Below are 17,912 nucleotides of genomic sequence, written 5' to 3'. Positions count from 1 at the left end.
TGCGCGTGCGTATTCAAGTATCCGTGCCGCTTCTGCTGAGCGACAGCACGAGGGGCAGATCTTCGTTCGAGCTAGAAGCGGGGACGCTTCAGGAAGCACTGCAGCTGCTGATCGAGGAATATCCACTGCTGAAAGTACATTTGTACACAGAGCAGGGCGAGGTGCGAAAGCATGTGCTGCTCTACTACAATGCCGATAACATTGCCTGGCTGGAGCGGCTTGATATCCCGCTTGCGGCAGGCGATAAGCTGCGCGTGCTGCAGGCTGTTTCCGGCGGGTAACCGGAGCGGTTGCGATAACTTATAAAACGGTATAGAGAGCCGCCTAGATCTGCTGCAATCCGGCATGAAGGGCGGCTTGATTTGCAAGAAGAGAGGTTGATGGGTCTTGAGTCTTGACGAACAATCCAATTACCGGGAGCGCTATTCTCGGCAAATGCTGTTCCCTCCAATCGGAGTGAGCGGGCAGCAGAAAATTGAGGCAGCAACCGTCGTTGTCGTTGGCATGGGGGCGCTCGGCACTGTCATCGCGAATCATATGGCAAGAGCCGGAGTCGGCACCTTGCGTATTATTGATCGTGACTATGTGGAGCGCAGCAATTTGCAGCGGCAGATGCTGTACGACGAGGACGATGTGCAGCAGGTCAGGCCGAAAGTGGTGGCTGCAGAGCGGAAGCTTGGGCTTATTAACGCGGACGTAGCTGTGGAGGCAATCGTCTCGCATGTGACTGCCGAGAATGCGGAGGAGCTGCTTGCAGGTGCGGATCTCGTGCTGGACGGCACGGATAACTTTCAAACCCGGCTGCTGCTCAATGATGTGTGCTTCAAGCGGGGAATCCCATTCATCTATGGCGGTGCCGTCAGTTCGCATGGCATGACGGCGGTGTTTATCCCCGGACAGACCTCTTGCCTGCGCTGCCTGCTCGGTGCCGGAGACAGCGGCGGGGACACCTGCGATACCGTCGGCGTCATCTCGCCGATTATTGATATCATTGCTTCCCTTCAAGCGGTAGAGGCGCTCAAGTTTATCGTCGGTGCGACCGGCGCGCAGCGGCAGGGCTTGCTGTCGCTGGAGATTTGGCAGCATCAGATGATGGATTTGAAGCTGCCGCCGGCAAGAGAGAGTTGTCCAACCTGCGGGTTGCGGCAATTCCCGTCCTTGCAGGCAAAGGATGGCGGCGGCCGGCCGGTAACGTTATGCGGCAGGGAGACCGTTCAAATAAGCGGCCCGCGACCGCTTGACTTGGAGCATATGGCTGTCAAGCTTGCGCGCTCCTGCGAGCTGCAGCGGAATCCGTATTTGCTCAAGGCGTCGCTTCCGGAAGGGGAGCGGCTTGTCCTGTTCGCAGATGGACGTGTGCTCGTGCAGGGAACGGAAGATCTCGATCGAGCGCAGTCGCTTTACGATCGGTATATCGGTTCGTAAAATTTTTGTAAATTTACGTATGGAAGAAGAAAGTGGCGGTCATAATAGCAGAGGGCAAGCGAAATAGCTTGCACTTTGCAGGTGACCAGGTGAAGACAACCTAAAGAAACAGTTAAGAAATGGAATCACGTTGCTTTTCGCATACAGATATGCTAATATGATTTTAGTGAGAAAAGACCTGAATTCACATATTGAAAAGGGTTGTCATAAAGCGAGATGGTACCTTTTTCAATGTGTGATTTTTTTATTTGCTAAACGAATAAAAAGTACATGTTAATTTAATTTTGGAGGTTTTCCTAATGCAAACAGGAACAGTTAAATGGTTTAACGCAGAGAAAGGTTTCGGCTTCATCGAAGTTGAAGGCGGCAACGATGTATTCGTACACTTCTCCGCAATCGTAGGCGAAGGCTTCAAGTCCCTTGACGAAGGCCAACGCGTTGAGTTCAACGTTGTTCAAGGCAACCGTGGACCACAAGCAGAAAACGTTGTAAAACTGTAGTTTTATAGCGAACAACAACAAACTGCCCTTAACGAAAGTTGAGGGCAGTTTTTTTATAATTCCGGGAGGGATGCGCCTTGTATAATCGCAAGAAAATCGTAGAGGATATCCCTGAAGAGAACACAGCGATTTGGAGCTGTGAGACAGAAGGTTGTAAAAGCTGGATGCGGGACAACTTCGCCTTCGATGTTGCTCCTTCCTGCCACGTGCATCATACACCTATGGTCAAGAGCATGAAGATGCTTCCGGCCTTGAACAACAACAACTCTTTAAAAAGCTCAAAAAACTAGCCGTCCCTTCCCGGGACGGCTTTTTTTTGCGCGGATAAGGGTTTAGATGGTACAATTGAGGAACAAATGTTCGATTTGGTTGACCTAAAGGAGATGCCATGGGAGATCATATACAGCTGTCTGTACGTGCATTGGTGGAGTATGCCTATCGGAGCGGAGATATCGAATCAGGTTTCCATGTCTTGAGCTCCATGACGGAAGGCACCAAGGCGCACCAACGCATCCAGAAGCAATATGGCGAACAAGACCAGAAGGAAGTATATGTAAGCGCGGAGATCGTCATGGATGATCTTCTCTTTGTCATTGATGGACGCTGTGATGGGCTGCTCATCGCGGGAGAAGATGGCGGCCTTATTGTGGATGAAATTAAATCGACCGCTGGAAGGCTGCCGGAGGAGAATGGCCATACGTACCCTGTTCATTGGGCGCAGGCTAAGTGCTACGCATATATGATCGCTAAGGACCGTGGGCTTCAGGAGCTGACGGTGCAGCTGACCTATGTACAAGTGGAGAGCGAGGAAGAGAGGCGCTTCCTGCAGCGGGTTACTTATGAGGAGCTTGCGGAGTTCGTTCACGAGATGGTACGAAGTTATTATGCATGCGCTGCACAGCAGGTACGGCATCGAGAACTTCGGAATCGCAGCATCCGGGAACTCGTTTTTCCTTTTGCGGCTTATCGGGAAGGACAACGGAAGCTGGCGGGTGCTGTCTATCAGACCATCGCCGAGGGCCATAAATTGTTTGCTAAGGCACCGACAGGCATCGGCAAAACGATCTCCACGATTTTCCCATCCGTCAAAGCGATTGGGGCTGGGCTGCTGCAGCGTTTCGTTTATTTAACGGCGAAGACAATCACGCGTACGGCGGCGGAAGAGGCATTCGCGCTGCTGCAGACGAAGGGGCTGCATCTGCAGGTGGTCACGATGACGGCGAAGGAGAAGATTTGTTTCCAAGAGGAAGTCCGGTGCTCGAAGGAGCATTGCCCGTATGCGGACGGATATTACGACCGGATTAATGAGGCGCTGCTTGATTTGCGTTCGAACGAGACGCTTATTACACGTGAAGTGGTAGAAGGATATGCGCGTAAACACAGGGTCTGCCCGTTCGAATTTGCGCTGGATGCGGCGTATGGGGCAGATGCGATGATTTGCGATTATAACTATGTGTTTGATCCGCGTGTCAGCTTGAAGCGCATGTTCGAGGAGCAGAAACGTCAAACGGCGCTGCTGATTGATGAGGCGCATAATTTGGTGGATCGGGCGCGAGAAATGTATTCGAGTGACCTCAATAAAGCAGACTTTCTGGAGATGCAGCGGGCGTTCAAAGGGGTGAACAGCGAGGTTCACGGAGCGGCCAAAGCGGTCAATCAATACTACATCGCGCAGCGCAAAGCACTCGGCGAACAGCGGCAGGAGGTGACGGAGTCGCTGCCGGAGCCGCTTGTGAGCCTGGTGGAGCAGTTTGCTGCGGCGGCGGAGAAGGAGTTGCTTGCACCGGCTGGGGGCAGCGTAAACCCGGAGCTGCTGGACTTGTACTTTCGGAGTCAAAGCTTCGTGCGCATCTCGGAGCTGTATGATGAGCGTTTCGTTGCGTATACAGAGTGCTTACGGGGGGATATGCGCACCAAACTGTTCTGTTTAGACCCTTCGCATCTGCTTGAGGTGATGAGCAAGGGATACCGTGCGATGGTATTCTTCTCGGCTACGCTTATGCCGCTGAATTACTACATGGATATGCTGGGTGCCGGAGAGAACGAGGGGAGCTATAGTATTGTCATTCCATCCCCCTTCTCGGCGGACCAGCTGGAAGTGACGATTGCGCCATTATCTACCCGCTTTCAGGATCGGGAACGGACGAAATTTCCGATTGCCTCGCTCATAGCGAAGGTGACGCAGGAGAAGCAGGGCAATTATTTGGTTTTCTTCCCGTCCTATGCCTATATGAATGATGCGTATGAGCAGTATCAATTGCTTGTTGATCCAAGTGACAGTTTAGGTTCAAGTATAAATTCGAGTTCGGTGAGGACTATGGTGCAAGGGCCGGGTATGACGGAGGAGGAGCGGGAAGGGTTTCTGGCTGCTTTTCAGGAAGGCTCCGGGCAAACGCTGGTTGGTTTTGCCGTAATGGGCGGTATTTTCTCGGAAGGAATTGATCTTGTCGGGAATCGGCTCACGGGCGTTGTTGTAGTAGGGGTTGGATTGCCGCAAGTCGGGCTTGAACGTGACATTATGAAGGCTTACTTCGACCGGACAGACCGCAATGGATTCGATTATGCGTTCTTATACCCCGGCATGAATAAGGTACTGCAGGCGGGCGGGCGTCTCATCCGCTCGGAGCATGATCGCGGAAGCTTGCTGTTGATTGACGACCGCTACCTGCAGCCCCACTATAACCGGCTTCTGCCGCCGGAGTGGCTTAACTATCGTGTGCTGCGCGCGAATGAGGATCAGATGGACCCGAACACCTTCGTGCCGCGCGGTTGATTGCCCTCATCATCGGGCTCAATGGTAATGCCGATGCTGTCATACTCGAGCTTCGCTGAAGCGATAGGCATCGCGAGCAGGCCGATTCCGCGATCCGCTTGGCCGACGCGGAATGTGCCGGCACTCGTGCGGACGCCGTCTTTAACGAGCCAGACCTGGTAGGCTTCCGCGCCTTTGGTTGCCGCAGCACCGAACAAGTACACGACGAACTGCCGGCTTTGGCCGTTATCTACTATACAGGCAACGCCGGAGGACTTCCCTGCGAGCGGGCCTTGTGCCTTCAGCGGAACAAGCTCGTTGATTTGAGCGGCGGATACGTGAAGCGCTTGCTCTACCGGAAGCGGTGCGATTCGCTGCTCGTGCCGCAGCTGGATGTTCCACACGGACAGCAGCGCGATTCCTGCAATGGAAGCGGCGAGCAGACCGGGGAGCAGCTTGAGCTTGACTAAGCGACTTCTGGGTTTTCTTGGCCGCCATTGTGCGATTTGACTGCCTGCAGGGTCGGGAAGAATGTCTTCCGGACGAGCGGCAAGCGCGGCATTCATCACTTGCTGCTTCAGATCTTGAGGGGGCTCGATCCATTCGATATCGACGGGCAGTGCTTCCCAGGCTGTGCGCAATTCCAGCAGCTCCTTCTGACAGGCGTCGCAGTGAGGGAGATGAAGCTCGAAAGCGAGCGATTCTTCTTCGTTGCATGCGCCGGAGACGTATTCCAGACATAGCTCGCATGGGGATGCAGGCGTTGTATCTTTCTTCTCCATCACAATCCCTCCTCTTCTGCCGGCAAATGTCTGCGTAATATTTTGAGCGTTTGATGCAATCGATTCTTCACGGTACCGAGCGGTTGATTATAGGCGGCAGCGAGCTCGCTTAAGCTGTATCCCTGCCAGTAGAAATGCTCCAGCAGCATAATTTGCTGCGAGGATAGATGGCGATAGGCGCTGCGAATTTGCGCTTTGAGTGATTGGCGCTCTGCACTCTCCTCAGGGGAAGTGACGGCGGCATCAGGAATACGCTCAAGCTCCTCCGGCACATAGGGAAGAAGCGGAGCATTAATGCGCCGCTGCTTGCGCAGCCAGTCCGTTGTCATATTTCGCGTCACGGTTAACAGCCAGCTGGTGAAACGGCCTTTGTCCGGGTTGTAGTCCGACTCGGTCGTCCACAGCCGCATGTAGACGGACTGCGTAATGTCGCGGGCCGACTGCTCATCCTTTAGCGACTTCAGCGCAAACGAATACACAAGTGCCGCGTAGCGATCGTATAGAACGGACAGCGCCTTGTGCTGCTTGGCTTTGATGAGCAGCATCAATTCATGATCAGCAAGATTGTGCATACCGGCAAGCCTCCAGAACAGACGTCGATAATTAAGACCAGTGTACCATTGTAACAACAGAGAGGGTAACCGCTAAAGCCGCGGCTACCCTATGAAACGTTGTCCGTTAAGATTATTTCGCTGCTACGATAATGGTTGCCTGCATAGCCGGATGAGGCGAGCAGTAGTAAGAGAATTCCCCTTCGGTATCGAAGGTAACGGACTTTTCTTCATCGAGACCGAAGAGGCCGGTATCGAAGCTGCCATCGTCCGCTGTGGCAGTGTGCTTAACCTTATCCCGATTGATGAATTTCACGGTATCGCCCGGGCGGATGGTCAGACTGCTTACAGTGAAAGCAAACTCCTTAATCTCGACTACATAGGTTTTGTTCTTCACTTCGGCTTTGGAATCACCCTCACCCGCTGCCGGTTTATCGGGCTTTGTTGTGCCTTCATCCGGCTTCATCTCAGGCTTCGCAGCCGGTTTCGTTGCGGGCTTCGTCGAAGGCTTGGGGGCAGGCGCCGTGGTCTTCGAATCATCATGATGAGCATCATCGTTGGAATCGCCCTTCGTGCCGCCTTTATCATCGGCTGCCGGCTTAGGATCTGTCTTGTCGTCATCCGGCTTCGCCGCAGTCTTAGAATCGTCTGTCTTAGGCTCCGTTGCCGTGGCAGTCCCGTCGTCATCCGTTGTAGTGTTACCGCCCTTGTCGTCTGCCTGCGTATCGTCAGTCGCAGGAGCTGGCTGTGCTGCTGAACCGTCGTCTGCTGAGGTATTGACGGAGGTGTCCTCGCCGGAGTCGGGCGAGTCTGCTGCGTCATTCATCGCCATTTCGCTGTGATTGACATGATTCTCTGTAGCGGCAGAATTGTTATTGCTGCTGCATGCGGACACCGACAGACAAAGCAGCAAGCCTAAGGCGACCAACAGATATCCTTTGTTCCACGCCGCTCCTACTCGGTTACTCCTCGTTTTCCTCTGCATTCGAAGTCACTCATTTCACGATAATTTGGCCGGTCATGAACTTCTTGTGGGGCTCGCAGAAATAATCGTACGTACCCGGCTTGCTGATCGTAATGGTAAACGATTCGCCTTTTGCCAATAATGGGGTGTCGAAGCTGCCGTCAACTGCAACCGCATTGTGTTTCATATCGTCGAAGTTAGTGAAGATGATTTTGGAGCCGGCTTCCACGGTCAGCGGACCGGTGCCGAAGGAATATTCTTTGATATCTACGTGATAGGTTTTGACTTCTGCACTGGCAGTTGTACCTTTGAAAGCAACGGGATCAATGACATACCAAACGTTGTTCAGGCCCTGTCCGTTAACATCGCCATGAGCCAAGTCTTTGACAAAATAATAAAGCGGGAAGCCTTTGTACGTAGATTGTTTACTGCCATCCGTGCGCGTAATGACGCCGAAATCAGAGCTTGCAATACCGGTAGGCGCCTTGGTACCTGCAGCCAGATAAGCCGGCCAGTTGGCCAAGCAAGTACCTTCACAAACGCTGCTTCCGGCTGTGTCTTTGTCAAAATAGTACAAGGTGCGCCCGTTCGCATCGGTTAAGTAGTTGCCGAGCTTTGTGGACGTGCCCAGCATAGCGGAGTAATCCGATTTGGCAACGAACCATACGCCGCCGACAGCTTCACCAAACACATCACCGGCAGCCATATCTTTGGCAAAATAGTAAAGCGGCCAGCCTTTATACGTCGTTTGCATGGAGCCGTCAGCACGCATGTACATGCCGAAATCGGCTGCGTTTAGGGATGAAGGAATTTGCAGCTGATCTGCATGGTAAATCGGCCATGCTTTCAGGCAGTCGGCTTGACAGGACTCTAAGTTGGCAGCGTCCTTCGTGAAGTAGTAGAGTGTACGTCCTTTGCTGTCGGTTAAGTAGGAGCCGAGCTTGTCTGTGGTTCCAAGTCCGATGTGCTCGCCTGCCGGCAGCACGGCAGAAGCGGCAATTACGTTCGCCTGCTGCAGTTGAGCGAACAAGGTAGCGCCCTTCGCGTTCGACGCGTTCAACGCTTCAACAAGTGCTGTGGCGATATCGGCATTGGTCAGCTCGGATGCGCCGGAGATGTTCTTCAGCCCTTTGCTTTTCGCGAACGTGAAGGTAGCGCTGTATTGGAAAGCGGTGCCGGATTTGTAGCCCAGCGCTTCTAGCAGCACTTTATAGAACTGCTGCGCTGTGATGGAAACAAGGGGGTTGAAATTACCGTTGCCTGTACCGTTCCAGCCGAGCTCTGCGTGAGCGTTCAAATAGGCCAGAATAGCTTGATTGCTTTTACTTACGAGAGAAGCGTCTTTAAAGTTGCCGCTTTCTGTGAAAGCTTGAGCTTCTGCTAGTTTTCCTTGAAGACGTAACGAAATAATAGCGGCCTGGAGGCGGGTGGACGTCTTGCTGAGATAGGCGGAAGAAACCCCGTCGCCGTCACCTAACAGCAGGCCAAGCTTAGCGGCTGTGGCCGCATCTGTTGTAACCGCTGGCGAGCTCTCCGCTGCTGATGCATTAAGAACGGGGAGAAGCATGGCCAGACATACGGTTAATGTCAGCAAAAACAGCCCAAACCTTCTTGCTTTATTCATCGATCTTCCTCCTCAAAATAGTCGTTCTATTAGGAGGTAACGATGAGATAAGCCTAGCGGTTTGAGCGATTTTATGATTTTTCTTATTTATTTGGCTTCGGTGAGCGATTTCTCGTACACATTGATCCAGAAACCGTCGATGACGGAAGCGCCTCGATGCGCGTAGCCGTTAGTAAGGAACAACCTTTTGGCGCCTAGCTGGTTGGTTAGGGCGTCCAAATAAATGTGGCGGAAGCCGAGCTCCTTTGCCCGTTGTTCTAATTTCGTCAGCATCATCTGACCATAGCCGCGCTGCTGAAAGTTAGGGTGAACACGCAGTCGTTTGATTTCAGCGGTATCGTCGTCGAGCTTTTTCAGTCCGCCCATCGCTACTACGATACCATTCTGACCTGTTCCGACAAGAAAATCGCCGCCGCTCTCCAGATATTGCTCGTCGATATGAAAAATATCATGATAATGCTGATGAGTCGGTTCTACGCCTGCTGCGGAAATAACAAGAAGATGAAGCCGCCAGATGTCGTCATGGTCTGCGGTGGAATAACGCCTAATGTTGAACATAGCATTCTCTCCTTTTCCTAACCCGACTATGAGCAAAACAATTGCTCTATATGTAATATAATCTAACACGAAACAAGGGGTGAATGACAGTTTTTTATGGGAATTGGTGGGGTTTGGATCAAAATATTTCAAGTGCGGCACATTCGTGTTAGATTACAGGAATAAAATTGTTTATTGTTGAATAGAGGGTGCTTTTGCACAATAATGAAGGTAATAGGATCATGGTGGAAGACACAGGCAGTGTTATGCAATACCATGCCAGCGTGAAGAGGTGAGTGGAGGACATGAAAGTAGTCGTTGTATCGGATACGCACATGACACGGATGGCCAAGAAGCTGCCGGATCGGCTGATACAGGAGCTTCAGGATGCAGATGCGATTCTGCATGCGGGAGATTGGATGACGTTATCGGTATGGGATATGCTGCGTGCGTATGCTCGGACGGAGGGTGTGGCAGGCAACAATGACGGAGATGAGATCATCGCCAAATTCGGTCACCGCAAGGTGCTCGATATAAGCGGACTTCGTGTCGGCTTAGTGCATGGTCATCTAGGCGCAGGCAAGCGCGAGGATACGGAGACGAATGCGTTTCGGTCCTTCGAGCAGGGCAGCGTGGACGTAATCGTGTTTGGGCATTCTCATGTTCCGCTAGTTCGGGAGCGAAGCGGCGTGCTGCTGTTTAATCCGGGCTCGCCGACAGATAAACGCAGGCAGAAGCAGTATTCGTTTGGGATATTTACAATAGAAGGCGGCGCTTTAGTGGCGGCCGATCATGTATATTACGACGATAAGAGCTGACAGCAGGGGGAGATTAGGGAGCTATGGGTGCGAAGATGCGTAATGTTGGCATATTTGCTCATGTCGATGCAGGCAAAACGACCACGACCGAGCAGATGCTCTATCAGAGCGGGCATATTCGCGCGCTGGGCAGCGTGGATACAGGGACAACGCAGACGGATTGGCTGGATGTGGAGCGGGAGCGGGGCATCTCGGTGCGTGCCGCAGTGACGAGGTTTACGTGGAAAGATACGCCGATTAATCTTGTGGATACGCCAGGCCATGTCGATTTTCTGTCAGAGGTGGAACGGTCGCTTCGTGTCATGGACGGTGCCGTACTGATCGTATCGGCGGTTGAAGGCGTGCAGGCGCAGACGGAAGTGATCTGGCAGGCGCTGCGCGATCTGTCGATTCCGACGGTTATTTATGTGAACAAAATGGATCGCGTGGGAGCGGATGCTCTGGCTGTATTGGCTCAGCTGCAGCGATTGTTATCGCGTCAGGTGGTGCCTATAGCAGCGCCTATTGGGGCGGAAGCGGAGTTTACGGGAGCTGTGCCGGTGTTGTTGGATGAGCAGGTGATTGGTGAGCAACCGTGGGCGGAGCCGTACCGGCGCATGTTGGTGGAGACAGTTGCTGAGCAGGATGAATCGCTGCTGGAAGCTTATTTGGATGGACAGGCGGTGGATGATGCGCTGCTTGGGCAAGTGCTTGTCGAAGGCGTGCATCGCAGCACGCTGTTTCCGGTTCTGTTCGGAGCATCGAACCGCGGGATTGGCGTGAAGGAGCTGATGGATGCGGTTCTGACGTACTTACCGGCTCCGAGCGGGTCGGAGGAGGCACCGGTATCGGGTGTGATTTTCAAGATGGAACGGGATCCTGTAATGGGCAAAATCTCGTATGTCCGCCTCTTCGAAGGGGTCATCCGTAACCGCGACACGGTGCTTAATTACAGCCGGGACATGCAGGATAAAGTGACACAAATTCGGCGTGTGACGGGGCAGAAGACGGAAGATATCGGCATCCTGAAGGCTGGCGATATTGCGGCTGTATATGGATGGAGCCGCGCGCGAATCGGCGATGTCATCGGCGCGCCTGAGGGAGTGCCGGGAGAGAAACGGCTTGCGGTGCCGCTGCTCACCGTGCAGGTGGAATGGAAGAACGAGGCGGAGTATCCGGCTGTCGTAGCGGCGTTTCAGGAACTGGCGGATGAGGATCCGCTGCTCGATTTGCAGTGGCTGCAGGATGAGCGGGAGCTGCATTTAAAGGTCATGGGGCCGATTCAGATGGAGGTGCTGACCTCCATCTTGCTGAGCCGATTTAAGCTCGAAGTCAGCTTCGGCGCGCCATCGGTCATCTATAAAGAAACGCCTGCTTCGGTTGGCGAAGGGTATGTCGCGTATTTGATGCCGAAGCCTTGCTGGGCGATCCTGCGTTTTACGATTGAACCGGGTGAGCGGGGAAGCGGGCTCGTCTATAAGTCGCTCGTTCGGGGCGAACGATTGTTGGAGAGTTATCAGAATGAGGTTGCGAGGCGGGTGCCGGAGGCGCTCCAGCAGGGATTGCGCGGCTGGGAAGTGACGGACCTGCGCGTCACGCTGATTGAGGGCGAGCATCATGTGTGGCACACGCATCCGCTCGACTTCGTCATTGCGACGCCTATGGGCATGATGAACGGCCTTGCGAACACGGGAACGAAGCTGCTGGAGCCCTTGCTTCGTTTTCGGCTCTCCGTGCCGGAGGAGTACGGCGGCAAGCTCATGAACGAGCTTGTCCTGATGCGCGGCGAATTCGACGCGCCAATCGTGCGCCAAGAGCGAATGGAGCTTGAGGGCACGCTGCCCGTCGCGACCACGCTCGACTTCCCGGCGCGCCTGGGCTCCATGACCAAAGGGCGCGGCACGCTCACGACCTTCTTCGCCGGCTACCGCGAATGCCCGCCGGACGTTGACGTGTCACGTGAGCGGCGCGGCGTCAACCCGCTTGATCAAGCGAAGTATATTCTCGCGGTGCGGAATGCGCTGAGCGGGTAGCGCGGTAAGCGGGTACGCCGCTTACTGCGCAGAGAGAGCTAGTTTGGAGCGGTGTACCCCGCCGTCACAACTAACCCCAAAAACACAAAATAAGCTGAGAAGGCGCAAATGTGCGCCTTTTCAGCTTTTTTCACAACGATCTAGACCGTCACGCGGTCACCCCGCGTTGTCGGCGACGAAATAACGAGGAACTCCACCGGTTCGGTGGTGGAGCCGAGCATCTGATGAGGGGTCAGCGGCGGCACCTCGACCCCTTCCTGAGGTGCAAGCACGACGGGCACGCCGTCGACCTCGAGCGTCGCCGTCCCGGACAGCATGAAGAAAAACTGCCGCGACTGCTGATGGTAGTGTCGCACCTCGCTGGCACCGGCGGGCATCCGCTCGTGGATGATGCTGAGCGGGTCATTCTTGACCAAATGCCAGCCGTCGCATACATCGCCCCACACATAATGCTCGGCATTCTGCTTGCTTATCATTTTCATACCAACCAGTCCGCCTTAATAGCCGCGCTGGTACTGACGCGGAAGAAACGCCTCAGCCTCGCTGGAGCCCTTCGCGGCTACCGCTTGAATCGCATGCAGCGCCCAATACGGGTCGCGCAGCATACCGCGAGCAACGGCCACGAGATCCGCGTTACCATGCGCGATGGTGGTGTTCGCCACCTTCGGCTCATCGAGCAAGCCGACGGCGATGACCGGCACCGCAAGCGCATCTTTCACTGCGCGAGCAAGCGGCACTTGATAACCGGCATAAATCGCAGGGCGATTAGCGCCGGTAACCGGAGCTTCGCCACCGCTCGAGACGTGGAAGATATCAGTGCCGGCCTCTTGATACCGCCGGAAAATCTCAATGCCCTCCTCTACCTTATAACCGCCCTCCGAGAACTCGGCTGCGGAAATCCGAACGATTAAGGGCATATCAGCGGGCATGACGCTTTTGACCGCTTGAATGACTTCCACGCCGAACAACGGGCGGTCCTGTCCGTATTCATCCTCGCGTCGGTTCGTCACCGGCGATTGGAATTGGTGGATCAAATAGCCGTGAGCGGCGTGAAGCTCGATCGTATCGACACCGGCTTCTACCGCGCGGCGCGCCGCCTCCCTAAACTTCACGACCATGGCCTTCACTTCATTAGTCGTCAGTGCACGCGGCGTACGGTAAGCATCGCTGAATGCGATAGCGGAAGGCGCAACCAGTTCTGCTGTTTCCTCGGCCTTACGGCCGGCATGGGCAATTTGAATGCCGATCTTCGCACCTTGACGATGAACTTCCGAAATAATCCGGCGATAAGCCGGAATCTGCTCATCCGACCATAGGCCGAGGCAGCGCTCGGTGATGCGCCCATCCGGCTCGATATCGGTCATTTCCATGATAATAAGCCCTGTACCGCCAACAGCGCGAGTCACATAATGGATATAATGCCACTCGTTTGGCGTACCGTCCTTCGCGTCTACGGAATATTGGCACATCGGCGCCATCACGACACGGTTTTTGAGAGAGAGGCCCTTCAACGCAAAAGGTTCTGCTAATCGATTCAACATATCCACTCCTTCATCTATTAAAGTGAGAATCCAACGTTAGGTTCAGCCTCAGTATACCCCTGTCACTTACATTTTGAAAGTGAAAATCCTCCCACAAGCTGGGAAATGTGAATGCGTCATGCAAATCCGTTATAATAGAGACAACTAACCATCGGGCAGGCAGGGAGAAGTTATGCAGAGTCAACAGATGATTATCAATCATGCAGAGTTGCTTCAGGAGGCTGAGGCATATATCAGACAGTTTGGCAGTGAACTAGCAATTGCTGAACAGGCGACAACGGCACGAATAACGGAAATTACAGCGGAAATCGCTGCTACCGGAACGTATACACATACCCTAGAAGAGCTTGCCTATGGGGCTAAGCTGGCATGGCGTAACAGCAATCGGTGCATCGGCAGACTGTTTTGGGACTCATTAAACGTACAGGATGCGCGGGGAGCGACCGACGCGGCTGATATCGCCAAAGCGGTGTTTCGCCATATTGAATATGCCACAGGCAGGGGGAAAATATTACCCTCTATCACCGTTTTCGCTCCATGCACAGACGCCGACTCGCCTCGTATTCGAATCTGGAACGAACAGTTGATTCGATATGCCGGCTACAACCAGGAAGATGGCGCGATTCTAGGCGATCCGATATCACTTCAATTCACCCAACTTTGCATGGAAATGGGCTGGAAAGGGGCAGGAACTGCTTTTGACGTGCTACCGCTCGTGATCCAGATCGGCTCGCAGTCGCCGGAGTGGTTCGATATTCCAACCGATATCGTTCTCGAGGTGCCGCTAACCCACCCGGACTTTCCGAATTTCGAAGAGCTGCAGCTAAAATGGTACGCCGTTCCCTTCGTTTCGAACATGCGTCTTGAAATCGGCGGTCTCCATTATACGGCGGCTCCGTTCAATGGCTGGTATATGGGCACCGAAATCGGAGCACGCAATCTCGCCGATCCGTTCCGATATAACATGCTGCCGGCAGTAGGCACAATAATGGGTTTGGACACAAGCAGAGAGATTACGCTATGGCGCGACCGGGCACTCGTTGAGCTGAACATTGCGGTGCTTCACTCCTATAAGGCGCAAGGCGTGACAATCGTCGATCACCATACCGCGAGCAAGCAATTTTCTCTGTTTACAGAGAAGGAACAGCGCAGCGGCCGAACGCCGACCGGACGTTGGTCTTGGTTGATTCCGCCGCTGTCTCCTGCGACTACGGCCACTTTTCACAATCGATATGAGGACATCGAGCTGAAACCGAACTATTTTGTTCAAAAGGCTCCTTATGAGTCGTAAAGGATAGGTTGGCGGGCGTACGATACGGACAAAATAAGGATAAACAGTGGAGAAAAATGGTTGGGAAGCGACATTTTTACTGGGAATGGGAAGAATCGGTACATGAGCATGTCCGTAATGTGGTACGATAGAAATGCCGGTTTTCGAACGGGAAGGCTTTAATAACTAAATGAGGTGGATGTATTGGCAGGTTTTGAACAATTAGGTATTGCCAAGGAACGGTCGCAATCGCTGCGCAATGAAGGTATTCATGAAGCGACACCGATTCAAGAAGGCGCAATACCCGTTATTATGCAGGGCAGCGACGTAATCTGTCAGGCACAGACAGGTACGGGCAAAACGCTCGCGTTCCTGCTTCCGATGCTGGAGAAAATCAGACCGGAGCGCGAAGATTTGCAGGGTCTCATCCTTACGCCGACGCGTGAGCTTGCGCTGCAAATTACGACAGAGCTGAAGAAGCGGCTTGCAACGAAGGACGAATTCAGCGTGCTGGCTGTTTATGGCGGACAAGATGTGGAATCGCAGCTGCGGAAGCTTCAGCGTGCGGTTCACATTGTTGTAGCTACGCCGGGCAGGCTGCTTGATCATATTCGCAGAGGCACAGTGAAGCTGGGTTCGGTCAAAATGCTCGTGCTTGACGAGGCTGATCAAATGCTGCACATGGGCTTCCTGACAGAAGTTGAGGAAATTTTGAGCCAGATGCCTTACCGCAAGCAGACGATGCTGTTCTCGGCTACGATGCCGGGCGGCGTACGCTCGCTGGCGCAGCGGTTCATGATCGAACCGAAGGACATCACGGTGCGCGCACCGCAAGTGACGTTGAAGGCGATTCGCCAGCTGACGGTTGAAGTCGGCGCGAAAGACAAGATGGAGCAGCTGCAGCGTCTTCTGGGCGAGTACAACCCTTATTTGGGGGTTATTTTCGTCCGTACGAAGAAGCGGGCCAGCGCGCTGAACGAATTCCTGCAAGAGAATGGCTTCAACAGCGACGAGCTGCATGGCGATCTCACGCAATCGAAACGCGAGCAGGTTATGAAAAAGTTCCGCGATGCGAAGATTCATTTGCTGGTTGCGACGGATGTTGCGGCACGCGGCCTCGATGTTGAAGGCATTACCCATGTATTCAACTTCGACATCCCGGAGAATGCAGAGAGCTACATTCACCGCATCGGCCGTACGGGCCGTGCAGGCGAAGACGGTCTTGCGATTACGCTTGTATCTCCGCATGATCGTCTTGAGCTTGCTGCCATCGAGAAAGGCATCAATCAGCCGATTCCGCGCGAGAAGAACCGCAGCGGCGCACCGATTCGCACTTCGATAATGGAGGATACTCCGGATCGCCAAGGCGGCGAGCGCAAATCCGGCGGTTCCGGTCGCAGAGGCGGAACGTCGGGCCAATCGGCATCCGGCAAGTGGGCGCCGAAGGGCGGCCGTTCCGGCCAGGAGGGCCGTAAGAGCAGATCCGGCTTCGGCGGCAACATCGATAGCCGCAAAGCAGGCTCAGGCGGCGGCGCTTACGGTGGAGCAGCGAAGCGCGGCGAATCGCGCGGAGCAGGCGTGCGCAGCGGCGGTGCTGAAGAGGCGCCGCAATGGGGCGCGGCAAGAGCAGAAGCACCGCGCGGACGCGGCGGAGCAGGCCCGCGCGATGGCGCGGCGCCGGCAGGACGCGGGCGCTACAGCACGCCGTCCCGCGAAGAAGGCGGACGCGGTGAATTCGGCGGCGCTGGCGCAGCTGAGCGCAGCGGCGGACGCGGCGGCAACGCAGCGCGTGGACGCGGAGCATCAGCGCCGCGCGGTGAATTCGGCAGCGCTGGCGCAGTTGAGCGCAGCGGCGGACGCGGCGGCGACTCGTCGCGCGGGCGCGGAGCGTCGGCTGGGCGCAGCGAGTTCGGCGGCGGTGGCCGCGGAGCCTCGGCAGCGCGCGATAGCCGAGGCGCTTCCGCGCCGCGCGGCGAATCCCGCGGCGCATCGGCACCGCGCAGCGAGTGGAGCGGCGCAGCAGCTTCGCGCGGGGATGCCCCGCAGCGCGGCGGAACCGGCCGTGGCGGCGAATTCGGCAGCCGCGGAGCAGGAGCACCGCAATTCCCGAACGGGGGCGGCGATAAGAATCGCGCCCGCGCTGGCGGCAGACCGTCTTCGGGCGGCAAACCATCTGCAGGCGGCGGCTTCAAAGGCGGTCGCAGCAGCGGCGGCGGAAAACAAGGCTCGGGCGGTCGTCCGCAGCGTAAAGGGTCGCGTTAAGATTTACTCGTGATGAACAGATGAAGCAAGGCATATGACGATATTTTGTCGGTGCCTTGCTTCTTTTTCTATAGGGAGTGAGAAAACGAATGGTGCAATTGGTGAAGCCGTCAGTTGATCTGGAAGAGGCATATTTGGCATTCTATCAGGAGTGGATCGAGAGCGGGGAAGATATTGTTCCTTGGGTGGTGAGCCTAGATCCGAGTGATTTCACGGCATACGTGAGCGAATTGAACGAGGCCTGTAAGGAAGAGAATACGCCCGAGGCTTGGGTCCCGCATTCTACCTACTGGCTGTTGGACGATACAGGTCATGTAGTCGGCGCAGCTAATATCCGCCACCGGCTGAATCAGAAGCTGCTTGAGAGCGGCGGTCATATTGGCTATGGCATTATTCCGTCCGAACGTCGCAAGGGTTACGCGTCGCGGCTCCTCGCCTTGTCACTCGAGAAGACGGATGCTCTCGGCATACGTGAAGTCCTCGTCATTTGCGATCAGGATAATATCGGCTCGGAACGCACGATTCTGCGAAATGGCGGGCGATTCGAATCGAGCTTCACGGAAGCGCATGGCAATGTCGTCAAGCGTTTCTGGATTCATCGCGTATAACATAAATAGGGATGCCGCATTCAAAGTGGTATCCCTCTCTGAAATGCTCTAACGAATCGTACGGCGCTTATTAGCCCATTCTGGGCTCCGAAAACTTCTAACGAATAGTAGGGGCTCTATTTGACGGTTTTTCAGTAGTTTGGAGCCGAATATCCTCAAATAAGTCCTCTACGGTTCGTTAGATTCTCGAGTCCTCATAATTCGGCCCAATAAGACCTCTACGGTTCGTTAGATTTTCGTGGCATGCAAGATGAGGAGTGCGAGTT

17 protein-coding genes are annotated in these 17,912 nt (G+C 54.6%); 10 read left to right on the top strand and 7 right to left on the bottom strand.

Annotation, left to right across the window (positions count from 1 at the left end; all coding sequences use genetic code 11):
* The first annotated feature begins 5 nt into the window (after nt 1–5).
* From AC0YN4_RS24795 to AC0YN4_RS24775, 5 genes are all read left to right on the top strand, one after another.
* Nucleotides 6–281 (top strand): MoaD/ThiS family protein, encoded by a 276-nt coding sequence (locus tag AC0YN4_RS24795; protein WP_475783136.1) that lies wholly within the window; start codon nt 6–8, stop codon nt 279–281.
* Nucleotides 282–387: 106 nt separating this feature from the next.
* Nucleotides 388–1,425, top strand: coding sequence for a ThiF family adenylyltransferase (locus tag AC0YN4_RS24790; protein WP_475837045.1), 1,038 nt, complete (start codon nt 388–390; stop codon nt 1,423–1,425).
* A gap of 299 nt (nt 1,426–1,724) precedes the next feature.
* A complete protein-coding gene (locus tag AC0YN4_RS24785) occupies nt 1,725–1,925 on the top strand; it encodes a cold-shock protein (RefSeq protein WP_025337122.1) in 201 nt (66 codons plus the stop codon).
* Nucleotides 1,926–2,002: 77 nt separating this feature from the next.
* Nucleotides 2,003–2,215 (top strand): cold-shock protein, encoded by a 213-nt coding sequence (locus tag AC0YN4_RS24780; RefSeq protein ID WP_090980204.1) that lies wholly within the window; start codon nt 2,003–2,005, stop codon nt 2,213–2,215.
* A gap of 98 nt (nt 2,216–2,313) precedes the next feature.
* Nucleotides 2,314–4,698, top strand: coding sequence for a helicase C-terminal domain-containing protein (locus AC0YN4_RS24775; RefSeq protein WP_475837044.1), 2,385 nt, complete (start codon nt 2,314–2,316; stop codon nt 4,696–4,698).
* Here the strand turns inward: AC0YN4_RS24775 and AC0YN4_RS24770 are convergent.
* From AC0YN4_RS24770 to AC0YN4_RS24750, 5 genes are all read right to left on the bottom strand, one after another.
* A complete protein-coding gene (locus AC0YN4_RS24770) occupies nt 4,662–5,459 on the bottom strand; it encodes an anti-sigma factor domain-containing protein (protein ID WP_475783134.1) in 798 nt (265 codons plus the stop codon). The two genes, AC0YN4_RS24775 and AC0YN4_RS24770, sit on opposite strands and share 37 nt — an antisense overlap.
* Nucleotides 5,459–6,031 carry an RNA polymerase sigma factor gene (locus AC0YN4_RS24765; protein WP_090980198.1) on the bottom strand — a complete coding sequence of 191 codons (573 nt, stop codon included), beginning with the start codon at nt 6,029–6,031 and terminating at the stop codon, nt 5,459–5,461. Before AC0YN4_RS24765 ends, AC0YN4_RS24770 begins: the two co-directional genes overlap by 1 nt.
* Nucleotides 6,032–6,143: 112 nt before the next feature.
* A complete protein-coding gene (locus AC0YN4_RS24760; RefSeq protein WP_475837043.1) occupies nt 6,144–6,995 on the bottom strand; it encodes a cupredoxin domain-containing protein in 852 nt (283 codons plus the stop codon).
* 10 nt (nt 6,996–7,005) lie between these two features.
* Nucleotides 7,006–8,598 carry a plastocyanin/azurin family copper-binding protein gene (locus AC0YN4_RS24755; RefSeq protein WP_475837042.1) on the bottom strand — a complete coding sequence of 531 codons (1,593 nt, stop codon included), beginning with the start codon at nt 8,596–8,598 and terminating at the stop codon, nt 7,006–7,008.
* A gap of 87 nt (nt 8,599–8,685) precedes the next feature.
* Entirely contained in the window at nt 8,686–9,156 is a 471-nt protein-coding gene (locus AC0YN4_RS24750) for a GNAT family N-acetyltransferase (protein ID WP_475783131.1), read from the bottom strand.
* A gap of 284 nt (nt 9,157–9,440) precedes the next feature.
* Here AC0YN4_RS24750 and AC0YN4_RS24745 point away from each other — a divergent pair, with 284 nt between their 5' ends.
* On the top strand, nt 9,441–9,953 hold the full coding sequence (locus tag AC0YN4_RS24745; protein WP_475783130.1) for a metallophosphoesterase family protein: 513 nt from the start codon (nt 9,441–9,443) through the stop codon (nt 9,951–9,953).
* A gap of 23 nt (nt 9,954–9,976) precedes the next feature.
* Nucleotides 9,977–11,965 carry a GTP-binding protein gene (locus AC0YN4_RS24740; RefSeq protein ID WP_475783129.1) on the top strand — a complete coding sequence of 663 codons (1,989 nt, stop codon included), beginning with the start codon at nt 9,977–9,979 and terminating at the stop codon, nt 11,963–11,965.
* A 140-nt stretch (nt 11,966–12,105) separates the two neighbouring features.
* On the opposite strand, the gene AC0YN4_RS24735 is transcribed toward AC0YN4_RS24740, so the two are convergent.
* Entirely contained in the window at nt 12,106–12,447 is a 342-nt protein-coding gene (locus AC0YN4_RS24735; RefSeq protein WP_475783128.1) for a cupin domain-containing protein, read from the bottom strand.
* A gap of 15 nt (nt 12,448–12,462) precedes the next feature.
* Nucleotides 12,463–13,506: an NADH:flavin oxidoreductase/NADH oxidase gene (locus AC0YN4_RS24730; protein WP_475783127.1), complete on the bottom strand. Its 1,044-nt coding sequence runs from the start codon at nt 13,504–13,506 to the stop codon at nt 12,463–12,465.
* Between the two features lie 172 nt (nt 13,507–13,678).
* Here AC0YN4_RS24730 and AC0YN4_RS24725 point away from each other — a divergent pair, with 172 nt between their 5' ends.
* The 3 genes from AC0YN4_RS24725 to AC0YN4_RS24715 all read left to right on the top strand — a co-directional run bounded on the left by AC0YN4_RS24725 (nt 13,679) and on the right by AC0YN4_RS24715 (nt 17,646).
* Complete coding sequence (locus AC0YN4_RS24725) at nt 13,679–14,797, top strand: nitric oxide synthase oxygenase (RefSeq protein ID WP_475837041.1); 1,119 nt, start codon at nt 13,679–13,681, stop codon at nt 14,795–14,797.
* 183 nt (nt 14,798–14,980) lie between these two features.
* Nucleotides 14,981–17,038, top strand: coding sequence for a DEAD/DEAH box helicase (locus AC0YN4_RS24720; RefSeq protein WP_475783125.1), 2,058 nt, complete (start codon nt 14,981–14,983; stop codon nt 17,036–17,038).
* An 89-nt stretch (nt 17,039–17,127) separates the two neighbouring features.
* Nucleotides 17,128–17,646, top strand: a complete 519-nt coding sequence (locus tag AC0YN4_RS24715) for a GNAT family N-acetyltransferase (RefSeq protein WP_475783124.1) — start codon at nt 17,128–17,130, stop codon at nt 17,644–17,646.
* Nucleotides 17,647–17,912 lie beyond the last annotated feature (266 nt).

It is taken from the genome of Paenibacillus sp. J22R3, assembly GCF_056269305.1.
This window is presented reverse-complemented; position numbering and strand designations above follow the sequence as displayed.

Bases quoted from the DNA above. Each gene is read 5' to 3' on its own strand.
- AC0YN4_RS24785 (WP_025337122.1), top strand. From the start codon at position 1,725: ATGCAAACAGGAACAGTTAAATGGTTTAACGCAGAGAAAGGTTTCGGC.
- AC0YN4_RS24775 (WP_475837044.1), top strand. From the start codon at position 2,314: ATGGGAGATCATATACAGCTGTCTGTACGTGCATTGGTGGAGTATGCC.
- AC0YN4_RS24770 (WP_475783134.1), bottom strand. From the start codon at position 5,459: ATGGAGAAGAAAGATACAACGCCTGCATCCCCATGCGAGCTATGTCTG.
- AC0YN4_RS24765 (WP_090980198.1), bottom strand. From the start codon at position 6,031: ATGCACAATCTTGCTGATCATGAATTGATGCTGCTCATCAAAGCCAAG.
- AC0YN4_RS24760 (WP_475837043.1), bottom strand. From the start codon at position 6,995: ATGCAGAGGAAAACGAGGAGTAACCGAGTAGGAGCGGCGTGGAACAAA.
- AC0YN4_RS24755 (WP_475837042.1), bottom strand. From the start codon at position 8,598: ATGAATAAAGCAAGAAGGTTTGGGCTGTTTTTGCTGACATTAACCGTA.
- AC0YN4_RS24750 (WP_475783131.1), bottom strand. From the start codon at position 9,156: ATGTTCAACATTAGGCGTTATTCCACCGCAGACCATGACGACATCTGG.
- AC0YN4_RS24745 (WP_475783130.1), top strand. From the start codon at position 9,441: ATGAAAGTAGTCGTTGTATCGGATACGCACATGACACGGATGGCCAAG.
- AC0YN4_RS24740 (WP_475783129.1), top strand. From the start codon at position 9,977: ATGGGTGCGAAGATGCGTAATGTTGGCATATTTGCTCATGTCGATGCA.
- AC0YN4_RS24735 (WP_475783128.1), bottom strand. From the start codon at position 12,447: ATGAAAATGATAAGCAAGCAGAATGCCGAGCATTATGTGTGGGGCGAT.
- AC0YN4_RS24730 (WP_475783127.1), bottom strand. From the start codon at position 13,506: ATGTTGAATCGATTAGCAGAACCTTTTGCGTTGAAGGGCCTCTCTCTC.
- AC0YN4_RS24725 (WP_475837041.1), top strand. From the start codon at position 13,679: ATGCAGAGTCAACAGATGATTATCAATCATGCAGAGTTGCTTCAGGAG.
- AC0YN4_RS24715 (WP_475783124.1), top strand. From the start codon at position 17,128: ATGGTGCAATTGGTGAAGCCGTCAGTTGATCTGGAAGAGGCATATTTG.